The organism is Cohnella caldifontis (genome assembly GCF_029360585.1).
Taxonomy (GTDB): domain Bacteria; phylum Bacillota; class Bacilli; order Paenibacillales; family Paenibacillaceae; genus Cohnella; species Cohnella caldifontis.
The window spans coordinates 1-19720 of sequence record NZ_JAQZSJ010000001.1 but is presented as its reverse complement, the minus strand read 5'-3'; the positions used below and the strand labels follow the sequence as shown (position 1 = coordinate 19720).

The 19720-nt window shown below is 60.7% G+C and carries 24 protein-coding genes; 14 read left to right on the top strand and 10 right to left on the bottom strand.

Features of this window, described 5'->3' with window-relative positions:
* Positions 1-84 precede the first annotated feature (84 nt).
* The 10 genes from PTZ19_RS00115 to PTZ19_RS00070 all read left to right on the top strand — a co-directional run bounded on the left by PTZ19_RS00115 (position 85) and on the right by PTZ19_RS00070 (position 10829).
* Positions 85-1761 (top strand): plastocyanin/azurin family copper-binding protein, encoded by a 1677-nt coding sequence (locus PTZ19_RS00115; protein WP_276351379.1) that lies wholly within the window; start codon positions 85-87, stop codon positions 1759-1761.
* The gene (locus tag PTZ19_RS00110) at positions 1758-2474 is read left to right on the top strand and encodes a cupredoxin domain-containing protein (protein WP_276351378.1); all 717 of its coding nucleotides are present in this window, start codon (positions 1758-1760) and stop codon (positions 2472-2474) included. The genes PTZ19_RS00115 and PTZ19_RS00110 overlap by 4 nt, the downstream gene beginning before the upstream one ends.
* An 88-nt stretch (positions 2475-2562) precedes the next feature.
* On the top strand, positions 2563-3129 hold the full coding sequence (locus PTZ19_RS00105; protein ID WP_276351377.1) for an RNA polymerase sigma factor: 567 nt from the start codon (positions 2563-2565) through the stop codon (positions 3127-3129).
* 2 nt (positions 3130-3131) lie between these two features.
* On the top strand, positions 3132-3920 hold the full coding sequence (locus PTZ19_RS00100; RefSeq protein ID WP_276351376.1) for an anti-sigma factor: 789 nt from the start codon (positions 3132-3134) through the stop codon (positions 3918-3920).
* Between the two features lie 215 nt (positions 3921-4135).
* Positions 4136-4618 carry a dihydrofolate reductase gene (locus PTZ19_RS00095; RefSeq protein ID WP_276351374.1) on the top strand — a complete coding sequence of 161 codons (483 nt, stop codon included), beginning with the start codon at positions 4136-4138 and terminating at the stop codon, positions 4616-4618.
* A 128-nt stretch (positions 4619-4746) separates the two neighbouring features.
* Entirely contained in the window at positions 4747-6237 is a 1491-nt protein-coding gene (locus PTZ19_RS00090) for a glutamate synthase subunit beta (RefSeq protein WP_276351372.1), read from the top strand.
* An 80-nt stretch (positions 6238-6317) separates the two neighbouring features.
* Entirely contained in the window at positions 6318-6635 is a 318-nt protein-coding gene (locus tag PTZ19_RS00085) for a hypothetical protein (protein WP_276351371.1), read from the top strand.
* A 45-nt stretch (positions 6636-6680) separates the two neighbouring features.
* Entirely contained in the window at positions 6681-7766 is a 1086-nt protein-coding gene (locus PTZ19_RS00080; RefSeq protein WP_276351370.1) for a hypothetical protein, read from the top strand.
* A 136-nt stretch (positions 7767-7902) separates the two neighbouring features.
* Positions 7903-9657, top strand: coding sequence for an outer membrane protein assembly factor BamB family protein (locus PTZ19_RS00075; RefSeq protein ID WP_276351369.1), 1755 nt, complete (start codon positions 7903-7905; stop codon positions 9655-9657).
* A 20-nt stretch (positions 9658-9677) separates the two neighbouring features.
* Positions 9678-10829, top strand: coding sequence for a carboxypeptidase-like regulatory domain-containing protein (locus PTZ19_RS00070; protein ID WP_276351367.1), 1152 nt, complete (start codon positions 9678-9680; stop codon positions 10827-10829).
* A gap of 60 nt (positions 10830-10889) precedes the next feature.
* On the opposite strand, the gene PTZ19_RS00065 is transcribed toward PTZ19_RS00070, so the two are convergent.
* The 8 genes from PTZ19_RS00065 to PTZ19_RS00035 all read right to left on the bottom strand — a co-directional run bounded on the left by PTZ19_RS00065 (position 10890) and on the right by PTZ19_RS00035 (position 16356).
* The gene (locus PTZ19_RS00065) at positions 10890-11828 is read right to left on the bottom strand and encodes a dipeptidase (protein WP_276351366.1); all 939 of its coding nucleotides are present in this window, start codon (positions 11826-11828) and stop codon (positions 10890-10892) included.
* Positions 11815-12903 (bottom strand): pyrroloquinoline quinone biosynthesis protein PqqE, encoded by a 1089-nt coding sequence (pqqE, locus tag PTZ19_RS00060; RefSeq protein WP_276351364.1) that lies wholly within the window; start codon positions 12901-12903, stop codon positions 11815-11817. The genes PTZ19_RS00065 and pqqE overlap by 14 nt, the downstream gene beginning before the upstream one ends.
* A complete protein-coding gene (pqqD, locus tag PTZ19_RS00055; RefSeq protein WP_276351363.1) occupies positions 12876-13172 on the bottom strand; it encodes a pyrroloquinoline quinone biosynthesis peptide chaperone PqqD in 297 nt (98 codons plus the stop codon). Before pqqD ends, pqqE begins: the two co-directional genes overlap by 28 nt.
* A complete protein-coding gene (gene pqqC / locus PTZ19_RS00050) occupies positions 13169-13879 on the bottom strand; it encodes a pyrroloquinoline-quinone synthase PqqC (protein WP_276351362.1) in 711 nt (236 codons plus the stop codon). The genes pqqD and pqqC overlap by 4 nt, the downstream gene beginning before the upstream one ends.
* 2 nt (positions 13880-13881) lie before the next feature.
* Positions 13882-14802 (bottom strand): pyrroloquinoline quinone biosynthesis protein PqqB, encoded by a 921-nt coding sequence (gene pqqB / locus PTZ19_RS00045; RefSeq protein ID WP_276351361.1) that lies wholly within the window; start codon positions 14800-14802, stop codon positions 13882-13884.
* 48 nt (positions 14803-14850) lie between these two features.
* Positions 14851-14922, bottom strand: a complete 72-nt coding sequence (gene pqqA / locus PTZ19_RS25350) for a pyrroloquinoline quinone precursor peptide PqqA (RefSeq protein ID WP_422614958.1) — start codon at positions 14920-14922, stop codon at positions 14851-14853.
* Positions 14923-14996: 74 nt separating this feature from the next.
* Positions 14997-15437 (bottom strand): cupredoxin domain-containing protein, encoded by a 441-nt coding sequence (locus PTZ19_RS00040; protein ID WP_276351360.1) that lies wholly within the window; start codon positions 15435-15437, stop codon positions 14997-14999.
* Between the two features lie 151 nt (positions 15438-15588).
* The gene (locus PTZ19_RS00035) at positions 15589-16356 is read right to left on the bottom strand and encodes an HAD family hydrolase (protein WP_276351358.1); all 768 of its coding nucleotides are present in this window, start codon (positions 16354-16356) and stop codon (positions 15589-15591) included.
* 133 nt (positions 16357-16489) lie between these two features.
* On the opposite strand from PTZ19_RS00035, the gene PTZ19_RS00030 reads away from it, so the two are divergent.
* Complete coding sequence (locus PTZ19_RS00030) at positions 16490-16627, top strand: hypothetical protein (protein WP_276351357.1); 138 nt, start codon at positions 16490-16492, stop codon at positions 16625-16627.
* Between the two features lie 17 nt (positions 16628-16644).
* Here PTZ19_RS00030 and PTZ19_RS00025 read toward each other — a convergent pair whose 3' ends face one another.
* Entirely contained in the window at positions 16645-16875 is a 231-nt protein-coding gene (locus tag PTZ19_RS00025; protein WP_276351356.1) for a hypothetical protein, read from the bottom strand.
* Positions 16876-17012: 137 nt separating this feature from the next.
* Between PTZ19_RS00025 and PTZ19_RS00020 the strand changes: the two genes are divergently transcribed.
* The gene (locus PTZ19_RS00020) at positions 17013-17741 is read left to right on the top strand and encodes a phosphonate ABC transporter ATP-binding protein (protein ID WP_276351355.1); all 729 of its coding nucleotides are present in this window, start codon (positions 17013-17015) and stop codon (positions 17739-17741) included.
* 81 nt (positions 17742-17822) lie between these two features.
* Here PTZ19_RS00020 and PTZ19_RS00015 read toward each other — a convergent pair whose 3' ends face one another.
* Positions 17823-17963 (bottom strand): DUF6254 family protein, encoded by a 141-nt coding sequence (locus tag PTZ19_RS00015; RefSeq protein ID WP_276351353.1) that lies wholly within the window; start codon positions 17961-17963, stop codon positions 17823-17825.
* A 94-nt stretch (positions 17964-18057) separates the two neighbouring features.
* Between PTZ19_RS00015 and PTZ19_RS00010 the strand changes: the two genes are divergently transcribed.
* Together PTZ19_RS00010 and PTZ19_RS00005 are read left to right on the top strand one after the other, a co-directional pair.
* The gene (locus PTZ19_RS00010; RefSeq protein WP_276351352.1) at positions 18058-18735 is read left to right on the top strand and encodes an MOSC domain-containing protein; all 678 of its coding nucleotides are present in this window, start codon (positions 18058-18060) and stop codon (positions 18733-18735) included.
* 7 nt (positions 18736-18742) lie between these two features.
* Positions 18743-19492, top strand: coding sequence for an SDR family NAD(P)-dependent oxidoreductase (locus PTZ19_RS00005; protein WP_276351350.1), 750 nt, complete (start codon positions 18743-18745; stop codon positions 19490-19492).
* The last annotated feature ends 228 nt before the right edge of the window (positions 19493-19720 follow it).

The following is a 19720-nucleotide window of genomic DNA, read 5'->3' as shown; positions in this document are numbered from 1 at the left end:
GGCGATTTTTTTTCGTTCCCTCAAACCGTTTCCGCGAACCTTGCGTTTCCTTGGATGAATTTGGGTACGAAAGGGGAAACGTTCATGGGAAAAAGGTTGAAGGAACTTGCGGCGGCGTTATTGCTCGCCGGCGCGATCGCGGCGCCGCTCGGCGCGTATGCGGCAGAAGGCGGAGGGGGAGCAGGCTCGGCAACCCCGGCGGCGACAACGGAACCGACGGCAACGGCACCGGCGAAGGCGGCGTCAGCGGAGCTGCAAATCTACCGCGCTTCCGATCTGGCGGCGCGAATCGGCGTGTTGCTCGGCGACGGGCAAGGCGTAACGGAAGCTTATCTCGCGAAGCGTACAACCCGGCTGCAAGGCGCGATTCTCACGCTTCGGCTGCTCGGCAAAGAGAAGGAAGCGCTGGCCTTCGAGGGCCAAGACACGTTCGCCGACGCATCGTCCGCGGGTACGGCGGTCCGGCCGGTGCTCGCCTACTTGAAGCAGCATCCCGAGATGGGATGGAGCGGCACCGGCGGCGGCAACTTCAGCCCGAACGCTCCGATCACGGCCCAGCAAGTTTACAAGGTGATGCTGGAATCGCTGTCGTACCGGACCGGCACGGATTTCGCCTATCACGATACGCTGTCTTTCGCGGCCTCCAAGGGGCTTTCCCGGGCGGCTGCCGCCCAGCCGTTCACGAACCGGGATCTCGCGGCGGCGCTGATCGAGACGCTGCAAGCCGTGCCGAAAGACGGCACGAAGCCGCTCTCCGGCGCGCTCGCAGACCGCGGCGCCATAGCCGCGGACAAAGCGTCGTTGCTGGCCGGCAGCCGAATCGACCTCCGTAAAGCCGCGGACGGCTCATTCTATCTGACGGACGGCAAAGGCATGACCCTCTACCTGTTCACGAAGGACATGGCCGACCTGAACTCCTGCACCGGCGCTTGCCTTCAGAACTGGCCGGTTTTCGGCGCCGACCGGCTTCTGCTCGCCGACGGGCTTGACGGCAAGGATTTCGGAGCGTTCGTCCGCTCGGACGGCACGAAACAGATCACGTATCAAGGATGGCCCCTGTACTACTGGGCGAAAGACGCGAAACCCGGCGACACGACCGGCGACGGCGTCGGCAAAGTATGGTACACGGTGAAAATTCCGTTCTTTTCGGTCGCTATCGGAACCGATCCGACGCTGAACATCAACTATTTGGTCGACGGGAAAGGCATGTCGCTATATTACTTCGACAAAGACCCGAAGGGAGCCAGCGTCTGCTCCGGGGACTGCCTGGTCAAATGGCCGGCGTTCCACGCCGACCAAGTCATCGTTCCCAGCGGTCTGAGCGCAGCGGATTTCGGGGAAATCATTCGCCCGGACGGGGCCAAGCAGACGACCTACAAAGGGTATCCGTTATACTATTGGTACCAGGACGCCGCCCGGGGAGATACGAAAGGGCAGGGCGTCGGCGACGTTTGGTTCTTGGTCGATCCGGCGGCGTTCGCGGAGACGGCTGCCGAGAAAGCGGTGCCGGATCACGCGACGATCGAAATGAAAAACTACGCGTTCTCGGCGTCCGAAATCACCGTCAAAGCAGGCTCGACCGTTACGTTCGTCAACCGGGACGACGATTTCCACAACGCCGTCGCGGTGAACGGCGAGTTTCGGACTCCCCTGATCTCGCAAGGGGAATCCGTAACGATCCAACTGGATCAGCCGGGCACGTACGAGTTTTACTGCGAACCGCATAAGACCCACATGAAAGGGAAGATCATCGTTCAATGACGACCCTGGGAAAACGACTCGCGCTGTATGCCGTCTTGTCTTTGACGTTGGCGGCGTCGGCTTGCAATCGGTCCGATCCGGGGGCCGCGGAATCGTCCCAAGCGGCGTCGGCAACGGCCTCCGCTTCGGCTTCCGGATCCGCAGCCGCGTCAGCCGGCGCGTCGGCCGCGACGTCCGAGGCATCCGACGCGCCAACCGACACGCCAGCCGAGACGCCGTCGGTTTCCGCGGAAGCACCCTCGCCATCCCCGGCAACTTCCGCGTCCGAGAAACCGGCCGCTGCGAAACCCGCGCCTACGCCGTCCGCCGAACACGAACACGAGCACGAAGCGGCGGAAAAACCGGCTGGCAACCGCTCCTCCGGCCAAGATAGCGCGAAGCCGTCCGCAAGTTCGTCCGCGCCTGCCGCGTCGGAGAAACCTTCAGCTTCCCCAGGCGGGGAAGACGATGGAAATGCGGAAACGGCCGTCGTGGAAATCAAAGACTTCGCTTTCGCTCCGGCCGAAATCCATATCGCCACGGGAAGCAAAGTGAAATTCGTCAACCGGGATGCCGTCAAGCATTCGGCCGTCGGAGACGGCGGGGAATTCGACACGGGCATGCTGGGCCAGGATGAAGAAAAGACCCTTTCATTCGATCAAGCAGGAACTTTCGGTTACTACTGCAATCCCCACACCGGCATGAAAGGAAAAATCATCGTTGAAGCCCCGTGAGAACGCGGCGGACGGGAAAGCCCCGTCCGCCGGTTTTTCTGTTAAAATGAGGAAGCAAGGATTCGGGCGAAAAAGGGGTATCGAACGGATGCCGTCCCACACCGACGCGGAATTGATGCAACTCATCCGCTTGAAGCGGAGAGAAGCGCTGGAGCTCTTGTACGACCGTTATGCGAGGCTGGTCTATTCATTCGCCAAACGTGCTTCCGGCAACGAGTCCCTGGCCCGGGAAATCGTCCAGCTGGTGTTTACGCGGCTTTGGACGACGAAAGCGGAATACGACTCGTCCAAGGGCGCTTACGCGAATTGGCTGTTGACCGTTACGCGGAATATCGCGATCGACGTGCTGAGGCGGGAGCGCAGGCATGCGGGATCCGTTCCTTTGGATCGGATCGGCGGGATGCCGGGCACCGAGCCGTCGGATTGGCCGGAGGCGGAAATCGTCCGCCGCTCGGAGTACTCGGAGGTCGCCGCGGCGGCTTCCCGCCTAACGCTGCCGCAACGTCGAGTGATCGAGCTTTTATATTGGAAAGGGTACACGCTGCAGGAAATCGCGGAGATGGGCGGAGAGCCGGTCGGCACCGTCAAGAACCGGCTGCACCAAGCGCTTAAAGCGCTGCGGCGGAATCTTCAGGGCTTCAGGGAGGAACGTTGATCATGGAGAACAGGGACACGGCGCTTTGCCAAGGTCTTGCGGATTATATGACCGGCGAAATGTCGGACGTGGAACGCAAACGGTTCGAGCGCCACCTGGACACTTGCGCCGCATGCCGGGAAGACGCCGCGGAATGGCGCCTCGTATGGGACCGACTCGCCGAAGAAGCGCCGCAGCTGGAGCTTCCCGCCGATCTGAAGGAAGAGGTGTTGGGTGCCGTTTTCGGAAGCGGCCAATCCCGCTCGGGCGATTCCGCGTCACCTGCGCGCGCATTCAGTACGGTGCCGTCGCGCGGAACCGCTTGGCGCCGTCTGGCGGTGATCATGGCCGTCGTCGCCGCGTTCGCGGCCGGGTTCGTTTTACGGGGCCCGTTATCGTCTTCGCTCATGACCGCTCCCGCTCCGGCGGCTTCCGCATCGGTTTCGGAAATCGAACGAATCTACCGTCTGACGCCCGCCTCTGAAGCGTCCCCATACTTGTCGAGAAGCGGAGCGTACGGCGTCGCTTGCCTCATGAACAACGGGGGAGAGCGGAGTCTGGCCGTATACGTATTCGGAACGGCAAAGACGGAGGGCGATCAGGTGTATCACGTCTGGCTTCTTCGGGACGGAAAACGCGACAGCGCGGGTACGTTCAAAGTCGGTTCCTCGGGCGTCGGGCTGCTGACCGTACCTTGGACGGATCGCCGGCAGGGGTTCGACCAAGTCGGCATCACGCTCGAGCAGAACGGAAATACGACTTCTCCGCAAGGTCCGAAAATATTCGGAAGCGCGGATGCCGCCGAAGGCTGAAACGTTCGGAACTCCCCGTACAATCTTGCCCGATCGCTACAGATCGCGAATCGAACCGTGCCGTCCCGGCATTCCCGGGCCGGCTTTTATTTTCCGCCAAATCTTAACGATTGGGAATCGTTACCGGGATATCGTTCGGGTAGGCAGCATCTCTCCCATGTGGTAAGATAATAAATATCGTCGTTAAGCTTGCATCGGAAGAAGGTTTTCCGGATATGACCGTTACCTTAATCGCTGCCGCCGCATCGAACCGCGTCATCGGCAACGAGAACCGATTGCCGTGGAAATTGCCCGCGGACATGGCGTATTTCGTAGAACAAACGAGAGGAAAACCGGTGCTCATGGGGCGCAAAACGTTCGAGTCGCTGCGCAAACCCTTAAAGGATCGTCTGAACGTCATTTTGTCCCGCACATGGACGGAAGCGCCGGAGGGGTGCATGATCGTCCGTTCCCCCGAAGATGCGCTTGAGCTCGGCGCCGGCCGGGAATTGATGGTGATCGGCGGCGAGGAAATTTACCGGTTGCTGCTGCCCTTTGCCGACAAAGTGCTGCTGACGGAAATCGGGCGGCCTTATGAAGGCGACGCCTATTTCCCGGAGCTGGACTCCGCCGAATGGGCGCTGGTCTCCCGCAAGCCGGGCGTTCGGGACGAGAAGAACGATTTGCCGTACGCGTTTTGCGTCTATGAAAGACGTTAGCAGGAAAATGCAAACAATTAACCGGAAAATCCATTCTGGCTTCCCGCCTGCATTTGATAGCATATTTAAATTAAAGATTAAGAGAGATCACACCGCAGACGAAACACCGAATGATGGGGGAAACCGACATGTCCACACCTACCGGATTCATGGAATATAAGCGGGAACTGCCCAGCGACCGCGATCCGCTCGAGCGGATCAAGGACTGGAACGAATTCCACAAGATGTTCTCGGAAGAGCAGCTCCGCACGCAAGGCGCGCGCTGCATGGACTGCGGCACGCCTTATTGCCATACGGGCATGGAGCTGGCGGGCAACGCCTCGGGCTGCCCGATCAACAACCTGATCCCGGAATGGAACAACCTCGTGTACCGCGGCCTTTGGAAGGAAGCGTACGAGCGGCTTTCGAAGACGAACAATTTCCCGGAGTTCACGGGACGCGTATGTCCCGCCCCGTGCGAAGGCTCTTGCACGGTCGGCCTCATCGGCGATCCGGTCACGATCAAGACGATCGAGCAGGCGATCATCGACCGCGCTTTCGAGGAAGGCTGGGTCGTTCCCCAGCCTCCGAAATCCCGCACGGGCAAAAAAGTGGCCGTCGTCGGTTCCGGTCCGGCCGGACTCGCCGCCGCTGCCCAGTTGAACAAAGCCGGACACACCGTTACGGTTTATGAAAGGGCCGACCGAATCGGCGGCTTGCTTACCTACGGCATTCCGACGATGAAGCTGGAAAAGCACGTCGTGCAGCGGCGCGTCGATCTGCTGGAAGCCGAAGGCGTGAAGTTCGTCACGAATACCGAAATCGGCAAAGACGTCCCGGCCCGGAAGCTGATGGAAGAGTTCGACGCGGTCGTTTTGTGCGGCGGCGCCACGAAAGCCCGTACCGTCGGAAACGTGGAAGGCGCGGACTTGAACGGCATTTACCCGGCGATGGACTTCCTGAACAGCACGATCAAGAGCTATCTGGACAATGGGCTCCAAGAGGGCACTTACTTGTCCGCTAAGGGCAAGAACGTCATCGTCATCGGCGGCGGAGATACCGGCACGGACTGCGTCGCGACCGCGCTGCGCCACGGCTGCGAGTCGGTCACGCAATTCGGTACGCACGCCAAGGCGCCGGATCGGCGCGATCCGGTGAACAACCCGTGGCCGGAATTTCCGAACGTTTATACGCTGGATTATGCGCATGAAGAAGCCAAAGCCCTGTACGGCGAAGACCCGCGCGCGTTCTCCGTCCTCACGAAGAAATTCGTCGGCGACGAGAACGGCAACGTGAAGGAGCTGCACACGGTGCAAATCCGCCGTTACGTGGACGAACAAGGCCGCAAGATCTACGAAGAGATTCCCGGCACGGAGAAAGTATGGCCGGCCGATATCGTCTTGATCGCCGTCGGCTTCGAAGGTCCGGAGCGGACGCTGATCGACCAATTGTCCCTGGAGACGGACCGCCGTTCGAACGTAAAAGCCCGCTATGGCCAATACAAGACGAACGTGGACAAAGTGTTCGCCGCAGGCGACATGAGACGCGGACAGAGCTTGGTCGTCTGGGCCATCAACGAAGGACGCGAAGCCGCCCGCGAGGTAGACAAATATTTGATGGGAAGCACGATGCTGCCTTAAGGCCGCACCTGGGCGGTTTCGCGCGATCGGCGGAACCGCCCGTTTTCCGTAACGCCTCCCGTTCGTAAGGAGACCGATGGATGATACGCTATGGAGACGAGACTTGGAATGAGCTTTCGTTTACGGGGTTTCGCCCAAGCGCGGAGAAACGCGACCGCCAATGGGTGGACGTGGAGCTTCGGGTGAAGACCGCGGAGGAGACGCCGCTTCCGACCGACCTGATCGATTTCTCGATCCTGGTCGTCTGCACGCACGCGGGATTTCCGATGCAGATCGCGCCGCAAGACGAAGGGTGCGATTGCGAGTATCAGTTAACGGCGGAAGAAAAAAGGCAAATCGAGGCTTATATCGCGACCGAGCCGGTACAAGCCCTGATTCGGCAAGCGGCAAACGAATAAGCGGTTGATTCGGTTCGCCGATCGGCGAAAACGGGGGAGCAGCTGATGGAGAACGCCGCGCTGTTGTCTCCGGCGGATGTCCATGTCATCCGCCGCTACGTACATACGAAATACGCTCCGCTGCCGGAGGCCAAACGCGCCGACATCGTGGCGGATGCCATCCGCCGCACCGTGCAGCGCAGGATGCCCGAGCTGCCGGCCGAGTTCAAAGACCGGATCACGGACGAGCTGATCCGGAAATGCCTAGTGCTCCAGCGGCGGGAAATCAAGCCGGAGGACGTGCTGGACGTCTGCGCGGAAATCGAGCTTCCCGATCCGGCTTCGGAAGCGATGATCCTGGATCCCGTCCTGCGGTGGATGAACGAGAAGGCGCCGGGGGCGTGGAACCCCGAAGGCGTCGCGGCTCGACTGTTCCCCCGGCGGAACGCTCCGGATGCGTACGGGACGGCAGCGTCCTCCGTAAACGCGAATTTGGAAGCGCTGCCTGGAGGCTCTGCAGAGCGGCTGCCGATCCGGGTCCGCATTCCGAAACTCGCCTGGCTGCTCGCTTCGGCGATGCTGGCGGGAGGCATTCTCGCCGGCGTATGGCTCGGTCAGCCCGCCCGCGAAGAGGCGGCGCTTCCCGCGCCTTCGGCGGACGCGCGGATAGAGTCGCCAATCCCGGACGTCGGGATGCCGCTTTTCCTTCGTTACCGGGACATCGACGCGGAGGCGGTCAAAGCGTATCTCGACACCCGGGATTCTTTGCTTGCGGAAGAACCTTATTTCGGGGCGATCGTGGAGAACGCGCGGGTTTTCGACGTTCATCCGCTGTTATTGTTCGCCATCACGGGACAGGAGCAAGGCTTCGTTCCGAAGTCGAACAAGAACGCCAAGAAGATCGCGAACAATCCGTTTAACGTGTTCCACAGCTGGGAAGAGTTCAACACGGACATCCGCCATTCCGCGGAGATCGCCGCCCGGACGGTATCGAACAGAGGCAGCGCCCGGCCGGAAGGGGAGGAGCCGTTCGCTTGGCTGAACGGAACGTACGCCGAAGATCCGAATTGGGCGGACGGCGTACGGAAAATATTCGAAAAACTGAGCAGCCTGTCCCGATCGTCCCCCGCGCCTGCTGCCTCCGAACCGTGAATCCTCCGGGATTCGCGGTTTTTTTCATTTCCGGCGATCCCCCTCAGCCATTTCGACTGAATTGCGGAAAGATTGGTTACCCTATACAGCGACAATTCTTTGAATCCGCTGCAAAACTGCCCAGGGGGTATCCAACGTGAATAAAACAACCGTCACATTAGGCGCGGTGCTGGCCGCAAGCTTGGCCTTGAGCGGCTGCGCCAGGAACAACAACAACGGCACGGCCTCCCCAACGGCTTCGCCCACCGCCTCCCCGACCGCGTCGCCGACCGCGTCGCCGACCGCTTCTCCCGGAGGAACGGTGACGGGCGCCTCGTTCCAGAACTGGGGCTCGTACGGCTACGATTTGGGGAACAACCGCCATGTCCCGTTCAAACAGATTACCGCCGACAACGTCAAAGATCTTGGCACGATTTGGTCGGCCGAACTGAAGACGCTGGACCCGGACGTCAAAAACGGCAACCAGTGTTATCCGGTCATGATCGACGGCGTGCTGTACATCACGACCGCAGGCAACCAGGTGTTCGCTTTCGATTCCATCACCGGGAAGCAATTGTGGCACTGGAAGCCGTCGGCGGACCAAGCGGCCACGTTCTCCAAAGCCGGCGTAATCGCCAACCGCGGCGTAGCGGTGGGAGAAGGCAAAGTGTTCATGCTGACCGTGGATAACCAGCTCGTCGCGCTCGATCAGAAGACCGGACAATTGGTGAAAATGGTCAAGCTTTCCGACTCCATCGACGGCGTCACGCTGGAGAACGGCTACTACGAGACGACGGCGCCCCAGTATTACAAGGGCAATGTCTACATCGGCAGCAGCGGCGGCGACAACGGCGTCCGCGGTTTCGTGGCGGCATTCAAGGCCAGCGATTTGACCCCGGCCTGGGAATCCCCGTTCTGGACCGTGCCCCCGAAAGGACAGGATTGGCTCGCGAAGAGCAGCTTCGGAGGCGGCGGCACGGTCTGGAACCCGGTCGCGATCGACGAAGAAACGGACATTATGTATTGCAGCGTCGGCAATCCCGCGCCGGACTTCTATGGCGCGAACCGGCCGGGCGACAACCCGCATACCGACTCCGTCGTCGCCCTCAACGCCATGACCGGGAAGCTGGTCTGGGCGAAACAGGAAATCAGCCACGACCTGTGGGACTACGACGCCGCGGCGTCTCCGATGATCATCAAGGCGACAGTGAAAGGCAAGCCGCAAAAGCTGGTCGTGCAAGGCGGCAAGTCCGGCCAATGGTGGGCTTGGGACGCCAAGACGGGCGACGTGGTATGGGACGGCGTCGCTTTCTCCAAAGTGGACCACCCGAAGCCGACGACCAAGGGCGTGGTCTCCTATCCGGGCGTACTCGGCGGCGAGAACTACGCGCCGGAATCGTATGACCCGAACACGAACTACGTGCTCATCCCCGGCATCGAGGAGCCCAACTTGACGACGGCGGCGAAGTCGGAAGCGGAGGCGGCGACGCCGGACGCGCCGGGCGCCGCGGCTTTCGGCACCTCGTCGGGTCAAGCTCCGGGCAACCTCCCCGTGTACGGTACGATCACGGCGATCGACGTGAACACGGGCAAACAGGCGTACCAAGTGAAAACGAAAGACCCGATGCGCGGCGGCATCACGACGACGGACTCGGGACTGGCGTTCTACGGCGAGCTTGACGGAAAGATCAATGCGCTCGACGTCAAGACGGGCAAAGTGCTCTGGACGTTCCAGACGTCCGGGAACAATATCCAAGCCGCGCCGGCGGTGTTTACCGTGGACGACAAGCCTTATGTCGCCTTCACGTCCGGCGGTCCGAAACCGATGGTGCACGTGTTCGGCCTCGGAGGCGACAAAACGCAAGGGGCGGGAGGCCAAGCCGATACGGGCAGCGCGCACACGGCGCAATAAACGAACCGGAGTGAGTCGGGATGAATAAGGCAGGAATCGCCGCTTTAAGTCTCGTATTGTCGCTGGCGATCGTCGGCTGCGCAGAACGGAACCCCGGGTTCCGTTCTGCGCTTGCTTCCGTCGAGAAGGATCGCAAGGCGGATGTTGCCGCGAAGATCGAGCTTTCCCAATCGGAGTTCCCGCTCCGCACGTGGAAAGCCGACGGGTCCAACGTCCAAGACGTGCAAGGCCGGGTGCTGCTGGGCGACCGGCCGGTGGAGAACGCGGTCGTGTCGGCCGGGAAGGGGAGGAAGACGATCCGGACCGAACCGGACGGGACGTTCCGGTTGTCGGTCGATCGGAGCCTCTTGACCGACACGCCGGTTCGGGTCGTGTCGACCGACGAGGCGAAAATCGAAGGCCGCCCGGTCGGTTCCGAGACGTCCCGGAAGATCATGGCGGCGTCGGCGTCGATCCGCGTCTATTTTCCGATCGAAATCGAGAACGTGGAGGCGGATCCCGCGAAAGCCGGACAAGTCAAAGTGCATGCGCGAATGCTGAGCCGGCCCGGGGAAACCGTATCCTTTTTCAAACTCGACAAATACCGGGTCGGGGGCCGGGTGACCGACGCCGACGGTCATCCTGTACGCGGCGCTGTCGTCTGGCTGGACCGGGACCGGGGCGAAGGCTTCGCCAAATCCACGCCGACCGACGAGAACGGCGATTACGAACTGTATTATTGGCCGGAGAACGAGGAGACCAACCTTAGCGTAACGATCGGCAAAACCCGATACACCCTGCCGGAAAACCGCGTGTACGTCATCCCGGAGGACACGAGCGTCGATATCCGCATCCGGCTGCCACGCAGCGGGACGGTCATCCGCGACCAGCCGCCCGACCTGGTCAGCAAGACCTCCCAAGGGGCGATGTACACGGGCGTGATCGCAGGGCTGCAAGTGCCGCCCGGTACGGCATACACGGTCACGGTTCCGGACGATCAAGGCCGTTTCGTCGTAACGGTGGCCAAGCAAGCGTGGGAAAAGCAACCGGGATTTTTCGAAACCGTCCTGACCCGCTTTTTCGATCGGAAAGAGCCGCTCAAGGCGGGCGATCCGCTGCCTTCGGCCATCCTGAAGGCAGGTCCCCGCGATCCGGCCGGCATCATGCCGGGTGCGATGACCGGCCAGCAGTAGGAACGCACGGGTCGGCTTTACGCGAAAAAACCGCCTCCGCATTGGAAGGCGGTTTTCGTTTTAAGCTTCGGGAAGATGGGAATGAAAATACCGGGACCAATTGCCGTAGGCGAAGTGCCGGACGTCTTCCTCGGAATAGAACTTGAGCAGCGTTTCGATGACTCTTGGATAATGTCCGGCGTGCTCCAGGCCGCTCACTTTCTCCTTAATGCCGTCGAAGTCCGACCCGAACCCGACGTGCCGGCTCCCGCCGAGCGAACAGATATGGTCGAGGTGGGGCAGGAGGTCTTCGATGGAAGCCGTCCCATCCGGATGGAGGAAAGGCGGCACGAAAGCGAGGCCGATCACGCCGCCCGTCTGGATGATGGCTTTCATCTGCTCATCGTTCAGGTTACGTTGCCGCGGACTTACGGCCGCGGCATTCGCGTGGGAGGCATGAACCGGCTTGGCGGCCCGCTCGGCAAGCTCCCAGAAGCCCTTCTCCGAGAGATGGGAGACGTCCAGCAACAGGCCCAGCTCATTGCACTCCCGGATCAGGTCGAGCCCTTTGACGGTAAATCCGCTTTTCCGGGGCTCCAGGACGCCGTCGGCTGCCCAATTCGCGTAATTCCAGGTGAAGCCGACGCACCTTACGCCCAAGTCGAACAAAATCCGCATATACGCCGGGTTGCCTTGAAGGGCGCCTACGCCTTCCAGGGACAAAATGGCGCCGATTCGGCCTTCCGCTTCGGCGGTCCGCAAGTCCTGATTCGAGCGGATTTCCAGCAGCGCTGGATGAGTCAGAACCCGTCTGCGGAATACATCCACGCTTTCCAATACATAACGGAATTCCTCGGGGTATCGCTCGGGCAAATAAATCGCGAACGTTTGGACGCCAATCTCGGCTTCCCGCATTCTTTCCAGCGTAACGTCCAGTCCTTCCGTCTGCCGGATGAAGTCGAGGCCGGGATTCTCCAGCAGCTTGCTCAGGACGTCGCAATGCGCGTCAAAGATTTTCACCCGTTGTCCTCCAGGTAAAGCCGCCCGCTGCCTGTTTAGGCGCGCCGGAGACCGTTTCGGCGACGAGACGGTGATGGGGGGAACGATGGCAGACGGGATCGGTCTGTCCGGCGTCTCCGGCGAGCAGGTAGGCCTGGCAACGGCAGCCGCCGAAATCCAGCTCTTTGCGCTCGCAGCTTCGGCACGGCTCCGGCATCCAGTCCGAGCCCCGAAACGCGTTAAAGGAAGGGGACTCCCGCCAAATCCAAGCCAAATCCCGCCGCTTGACGTTTTCGAATTGCAGCGTGCGGATCTCGGATGCCGCGGTGCAAGGCAACACGCGCCCGTCGGGAGACACGGTCATCGACCATCGTCCCCAGCCGCCCATGCAGGGCTTCGGATATTCCTCGTGATAGTCCGGGATGACCCAGATCAGTTCCATCCGATGGCCGAACCGTTCCTTGGCCCGGCGTAACGCTTCCTCCGCCTCGCGGAGTTCTTCCCGGGACGGGAGCAGGAGGGAACGGTTCCGCAGCGCCCAGCCGTAATACTGGGCGTTGGCGAGTTCCAGGCGCTCCGCTCCCCAGGAAGCGCACATTTCGGCGAGTTCCTCGACCAACTGCAGGTTGAGCCGGTGCAGCACGGCGTTCATGTGCAGGGGAATGCCCGCTTCCCGAATCCAGACCGCAGCCTGCCGTTTGCGCTCGAAGGCGCGGGTGCCGGCAATGAAGTCGGAAAGCTCGGGCACGGAGGCTTGCACGCTGAGTTGGACGCTGTCCACGCCGGCATCGGCCAGCTGCTGTGCGCGTTTGGCCGTCAGCCCGACGCCGCTCGTGATCAGGTTGACGAACAGCCCCGCCTCCCGGGCTTTGCGGATAAGCGGTTCCAGATCGGCTCTCGCGAGCGGTTCGCCTCCGGTGAAGTGGACTTGCGCGACGCCGAGCCGGCCGGCCTGGTCCAAGACGTCCAACCATTCGTCGGTCGTCAGTTCGGCTTCCCGGCGTTCCAGTTCCAGCGGGTTCGAACAATAAACGCATCGGAGGGGGCACCGATGCGTGAGCTCAGCCGTCAGGGCGTAAGGGTAACCGATGTCCATGGCTCCAACCATCCTTTGTCGGCCGCCGTCGCGAGAAACTCGAGCACGTCTCCCTTCAAATCGCTTCCGGGATAATTCCGTTCCAATCGTTCGATGATGGCGGCGACGGAGCGTTCCCCGTCGCAAAGCCGGAGGATCGCTCCGGCCGAGGGGTTGAGGCGAACGACGCGTTCCGGAAGCAGGAGCAGCTCCGTCTCCCGCGCCGGGTCGTATTTCAGGCGGGCCGGGCGGCGCAGCTTCGGCCGGTCCGACAAGGCCGGCTGCTTCATCGCATCGCCTCCTCGTCCGGATAAGCCAATTGAAGCGCGTCCAGCAGCGCCCATAGCACTTCGCATTTGAAAGCCAGCGCGGCGACCGCCGCTTCCTGGTCTTCCCGGTGGCGGCATTCCCGCAGTACAAGCAACAGCCCGTGATCGGCGTCCCGCGGCGCCTGGTGCAGCCGGTTGCGGAAGTATTCCAGCCCTTCGGGCCGAATCCAGGGATACAGCTGCTCGAAAACGGCGATCCGTCTGGACACGAGATCCGGAGCGAACAACTCGGTCAGCGAAGAAGCCACCGCTTCCGGCCACGGCTTGAGGCGGCAGAAATTGACGTAGGCATCCACGGCGAACCGCACCGCGGGGAGGACGCGGCGCTCATCCAACATTTCTTCGCGCGGAATGCCGGCCGCCTCTCCCAAGCGAATCCAGGCTTCGATTCCGCCTTCGGCGCCTTCCCTGCCGTCATGGTCGATGATCCGCTGGATCCATTCCCGCCGATCTTCCCGCGAAGGGAGCTTCGCCAAGATCAAGGCGTCTTTGACGGGAATGTTTTTCTGATAATAAAACCGGTTGGCTACCCAAGCCCGCAGCTGTACGGGGCTCAGCTTGCCTTCGTGCATGCGGATATGGTAGGGATGCTTGTCGTGATACCGCCGCTTCCCGACCTCCCGCAGATTGGCGATGAATTCGTCGTTTGACCACAAATGACCGCTCAAAATCAAACCTCCGCTTCCCATCCGTCATACCCGATTTCGATGCCCAGCCGCAACGCCTGAAGCCGTTCTTCCGCATCTTCCCGCAAAATCGGGTTGGTGTTGTTGAGATGGACGAGCGCTTTACGTGCGGCGGAAATGCCGGCAAGGCGGGAAAGCGTGCCGCCGTCCGGTCCAGTGAGTGGAACGTGTCCCATCTCGGCGGCGGTCAAACCGCCGATCCCCAGGCACCGCAGTTCGTCCGAACGCCAGAACGTCCCGTCGAGCAGCAGGCAATCCGCTCCGCGCAGCATCTCTTCCAGCTCCGGTGTCCATCGCTCCAGGCCGGGCGCATAAACGGCCGCGCCGCCGGTTGTCGTGTCTTCCAGGCGGTAGCCGACCACCCAAGCGGACGCTTCGGCGCTGCCGGAGATCGAGGCGGCATATCGGGGCGGTTTGCCGCCCAGGCGGAACGGGCATACCTTTATTCTGCCCCCAAATAGTGGAAACCAGTCCCCGGGCCGTATCTCCAGCCACTCGAAGCAGGCATACGGTTCCACGATGCGTTGGATCGGGAAGAGGCCCGATAGGGCTTCCATAACGGGAGAAGCGGCGTAAACCTCCAGCTCCGCACCTTGACGAAGCTGCAGGAGACCGATCGTATGGTCCAGCTCCGCGTCGGTCAGCAGCACCCCCCGGATCGGAGAGCCGCGTTTTCCTTCGAGGGCGGAGGGATGGAACGCGGGATAGGCCTCCAGCTGAGCGCAGACGTCGGGGGAGGCGTTGATGAGATACCAGGAGGAACCGTCCGCGCTGACGGCCAAAGAATCGTTCATCCTGCGGGCAATGACGGGCTGGCCGGCTCTTGCGCCGGCGCAGTTCGGACAAGCGCAGTTCCATTGAGGCAGGCCGCCGCCCGCTGCCGAACCCAGCAATCGGATCCGCATGTCATCCCTCCCAAAAAGCAAATGCCGGATGGCTCCGGCACGTTGCGGTTACTTCTGGTAGGCATAGGCGGTGACTTCGGCGCAAACCTCGATGACTTCGAAATCGGGCTTCATCCACATCGGCTTCACCTCCCGTCAGCGAGCCTTCAGTTTCCATCCTATGCGGGAGGTTTTGTCCGTTAGGCACGATTCGTTCAGGGAGCGACGTTAATGGTTCCGGTCATGTTGTCGTGGCCCGTCCCGCATTGCACGGCGCAGTAGAAATCGAAACGGCCGGATTTGTCGGCGGTGAATTTGGCCGTCTGTCCGCCCCGCAGGTCGACGCCGAAATCGGGGATCGCGAGGCCGTGGACGCCGTCTTTGTTCTGAAAGGTGATTTGTACGGTGTCTCCGACGTGAAGCTGAATATCCGCCGGATCGAAGGCGAAGTTCGTCGCCGTGACGACGATATTGCGAGGCGCTCCGCCTCCGGCAGCCGGCGATCCGCTGGCGGCAGGGGAGCCTCCGGCTGCCGGTGAACCCCCTGTCCCGGGTGCGGGACTGCCGGCATTGTTGCCGCCGCCGCAAGCGGTTAAGGCGAGCATCGGCAAGATCGCGATGAGAAGCGGAATCCACAGGGATTTGAGTTTCTTCATGAAGAGCCCTCCCGCAGGCAAAATGTCGGATACGATCATCCCTACGGTGCCCGGTTTCGGAAACGCTCATTCGCGAATCTAAGCGGAAGGAAGGCGAGGGAAGCTAGCGGCAATGGTTCGTTCCATCGAAAAAACCGTCCCCGCAAACGCGTTAGGACGGTTTCATGTGACCTTCGGCCGCTGAAGGCATGAGATGCAAAAAGCGGCGAATGGCGCCCGGGACCTCGGTCAGCGATTTTAACTTCAGGAAGGCGCCTTGCGGCGGATGTTCGATCTCCACCATATTGAACTTCCATTCGTTCTCCTGCTCCAGGTAAACGGAATGCAGACCGCATTGCAGCGCCGGCATGACGTCCGTCCGCAAGGAGTTGCCGATCATCCACGTCCGGCTGCGGTCAAATGCGCGGGACAACACGATTTGCTCCAGCGCTTGCGCGTTTTTATGCTGACGGATGTAGATGCGTTCCCCGAAAAAACGCTGCAGCCTCATTCGATCGATTTTATTTTGCTGGATTCTCGGTTCCCCTCCGGTGTAGAGATGAAGCTCGTGGCCTTCGCGGGAGAGGGACTCCAGCGTTTCCTCCATATGGGGATAAGGCTCTACTTCGAAGTCGTAAACGCTCATGCCCAGCTTCCAAAGCCGATCTTCTTCCGAATGGAACCTCTTTCGTCCGGTGAGGTGGCGGAAGTGCCGGTACGTGTCCACGAACGACTGGGGAAAATGCTCGCTTTTGAAGCCCAGCACCTTCACGCCGGCGATATCGATTTCGGTGTGCTTGCTTAGGATTTCTTTCCGCGAGACGCCGAGGGGACCGAACCATTCCTCCATCAAATCGGCGAATTGCTCCAGGATCAAGTTGAAATATTTGTTGCAGTGGATCAGCGTGTCGTCCAAATCGAACAGTAAAGTTTGCTTCATAAGCGAAGGTGCTCCCGGTTTCTGGAATGATTCTTCTATTATCCCTTTGACGGACGGGTTTGTAAATGTCGGCGGAAAGGAAAACTATACAAATAAAGCCCTCCCGGGTCGGAAGGGACGGAGGTGATACGCAATGCCGCACAACAAAAGCACCAAGGCGGACGACCAGCAGAACGAATCCCGTTTCAAAGAGAACGTTCGCACGCCCGGCCTGGAAAAAATGGCCCGCCGGCCGGCCAGCTTGAATCGGATCAACAAAAACCTGCCGTAATGCCGGGGCGGCGGACGTTACGCGTATTTGGCGATTTTCGCATGCAGATCCCGCTTGATCAAAGCCATCCGCTGGCGCACATAGAAGTCGTAGCAGCCCCCGCTCAGTTCGCGGGGGTTCATTCGGTTGCCCGTATCGTTGTCGATAATCTCGAGTTTGCCGTCGGTGTAAAATTTGAAGGTCAGATCTTTCGACGGCCTGGTTCCCCTTGAAGGCTCCACGTATCGGAAATTCTCGCAGTTCGCCATCCATCATCCCACCTTATTCGATTGTGGGGAACGAATGTTCCCGTTTCCATTATAGCAAACATTTGTTCGTATGGAAAGCCGTTTCCGAATGAAATAAACTAGATTTATCCTGTTTTTCGAAGGGGTTTGTCGACTCGATGATCATCATTCGCGGTTTGACCCGCAAGCTTCCCGAAGGAAAAACGATTCTGGACGGAATCGACCTGAGGCTGGATCCCGGCACGTTCATCGCCGTGGCGGGGGCGAGCGGGAGCGGGAAGTCAGCCTTGCTGCGCTGTCTCGCGCTGCGCGACCGTTGGACGTCCGGACAATACGTCGCGGACGGCAACGATATTCTCAAGGCCGGATGGGCGGCCAAGCTGAAGTTCCGCCGCCAAATCGCCTTTTTGGAGCAAAAGCCTGCCCTATTGGAAAAGAAATCGGCTCTCAAAAACGTGCTGATCGGCAATGCCGAGCAGACTCCGCTATGGCGCCGGATCACCGGCATGGTGAGAAGCGACGATTACATGGGCGGCATGGACATGCTGGAAAAAGTCGGACTGATGGACCATGCCCATCGGCAAGTCGAGAAGATGAGCGGCGGAGAGCGCCAGAGAGTGGCCATCGCCCGAGCGCTGGTACATGGGGCCCGCATTCTGCTGGCGGACGAGCCCGTTTCCGGCCTCGATCCCCACTCGTCGGAAGCGCTGATGGCGACGCTTAAAAAGCTGTGCGAAGAGAGAGGTACGATCGTCGTCGCCGCGCTGCACCGGATCGAGCTCGCCGAGAAGTTCGCCGACGAAATCTGGGGCCTGAAAGACGGACGTCTGATCGTGCAAGTGCAGGGCCGCAGGTTGACCGCGGCTGAGAAAAACCGCCTGGCATAAACGGCCTTGTTGACGGGGATCAGGCAGGCGGCAACGGGACTAGGCACGTCCGGATTCGAGCGGATGGCGTGGAGGCCTTTGTCACAGTTTGGTCGGATCGGGTTTGCCCTCGGGATCGGCGTCGTTCGCCAGCCCGTGCAGGGACGGGATTTTGCCGTGGGGATTTTGGGCCTCCTTGCGGCTTTTCCATGCGTTTTCGCGGCGTCGTTTGGATGAAGTCATGTCAGGTCGGAGCTCTCCTTTCGACTGAGTGTATCATTAGGCTTGCGTTAGCGGCTTGCGGTTATTCGAGCGGGAGAAAGGGAGAGATTAGCAAATGGACGGAGAGATCGTGAAGGAATTTTCCCTGGTTTCGGTTAACGCGGGCCGCGTCCGGAACTCCGATTACCGGGGAAGGGAAGCCGTCTCCGGAATCTTCAAAAATCCCGTGGCGGATGCCGTTGTCGTTCGTCCGTCCGGCGTATCCGGCGATGAAGTGGCCGACCTTGTCAACCACGGCGGTCCGGATAAGGCGGTGTGCGTATACAGTCTCGTTCATTATCCGCATTGGGAGCGGGTATTGGGCCGTCCATTGGGATACGGGGCGTTCGGGGAAAACTTCTCGGTGGACGGCTTGATGGAAGAGGAAGTCCATATCGGGGACGTATTCCGGGTCGGAACGGCCGCCGTGCAAATCAGCCAGCCGCGTATCCCGTGCTGGAAGCTGGCCATGAAATGGGGGCTCGACACCTTGCCCGAGCTGGCCGCGAAAAGCGGGAAAACCGGCTTCTACCTGCGCGTGCTGGAAGAAGGGACCGTGCGGACCGGCGACAGGCTGAAGCTGATTCGGGCGCACGAGGATCGGATATCCATAGACGAGGCGAACCGGGTCATGCACCGGGACAAACAAGACGTCGAAGGGATCAGGAGATTGCTGGAGTTGCGGGAAGTGCTGGCCGGCAGCTGGATCGGCATGCTGGAAAGAAGGCTGGCCAAGCTCGAAACGGAAGGATGAGGACGGGATGTTCCAGGGGTTGACCGTGGTCATCACCGGCGCCGCGGGCGGCATCGGCCGGCAACTCTGCCGCGCCTATGCGGAGAAGGGAGCGAACGTCTTCGCGACCGACGTCCGGGCGGCGGAAGGCGCGGCCTTGGCCGAAGAAATCGCCGGGAGCGGCGGCAGCGTTCGATTCCGTGCGGCGGATTTGAGGAAGCCGGATGACATCGTTGCTTTGTTCGAAGAGGCGGAGGCTGCGTTCGGCCGAATCGATCGATTGGTGAACAACGCGGGCTACGGCGTATGGAAATCGCCGTTCGAACTGACCGTGGAAGAATGGGACGGCGTGCTGGAAACGAATTTGCGCGGGACGTTCCTCTGCTCGAAGGAAGCCGCTCTGCGGATGAAACGCAACGGCGCGAAGGGCGCGATCGTGAACATCGCCTCGACCCGCCATCTCATGTCGGAGCCGAATTCGGAAGCGTACGCCGCTTCCAAGGGAGGCATCGCTTCGTTGACGCACGCCCTTGCCCTTTCCCTTGGCGAATTCGGCATCCGCGTCAATTCGATCAGTCCCGGTTGGATCGAGACGGGGGACTACGGCCGCCTGCGCGCAGAGGATCACGCCCAGCATCCGGCGGGCCGGGTGGGGACGCCGGAGGACATCGCGCGGGCATGCTTCTACCTGACCGATCCGGCCAACGATTTCGTGACCGGCATCGATTTGGTCGTCGACGGCGGCATGACGAAGAAAATGATCTACGTGCCGGATTAAGCTCGGTTCGCTCTGCAGAAGGAGAAATTCACTATTTGCGCGTCGATTCGGCGCAACCTCCCTGAGGAAGGGGGAGGAAGTTACTTCACTCCGTCCGATCGATGTGGGCACGAGGGAGTTGTGTAAGAAATTAACATAACTCCACCCAATCGATGCGGATATGAGGGAGTTGTGTAAGTAAAATCACTGGCGTTGCATATAAGCTAACACGAAAAATTTCTCTTCTAT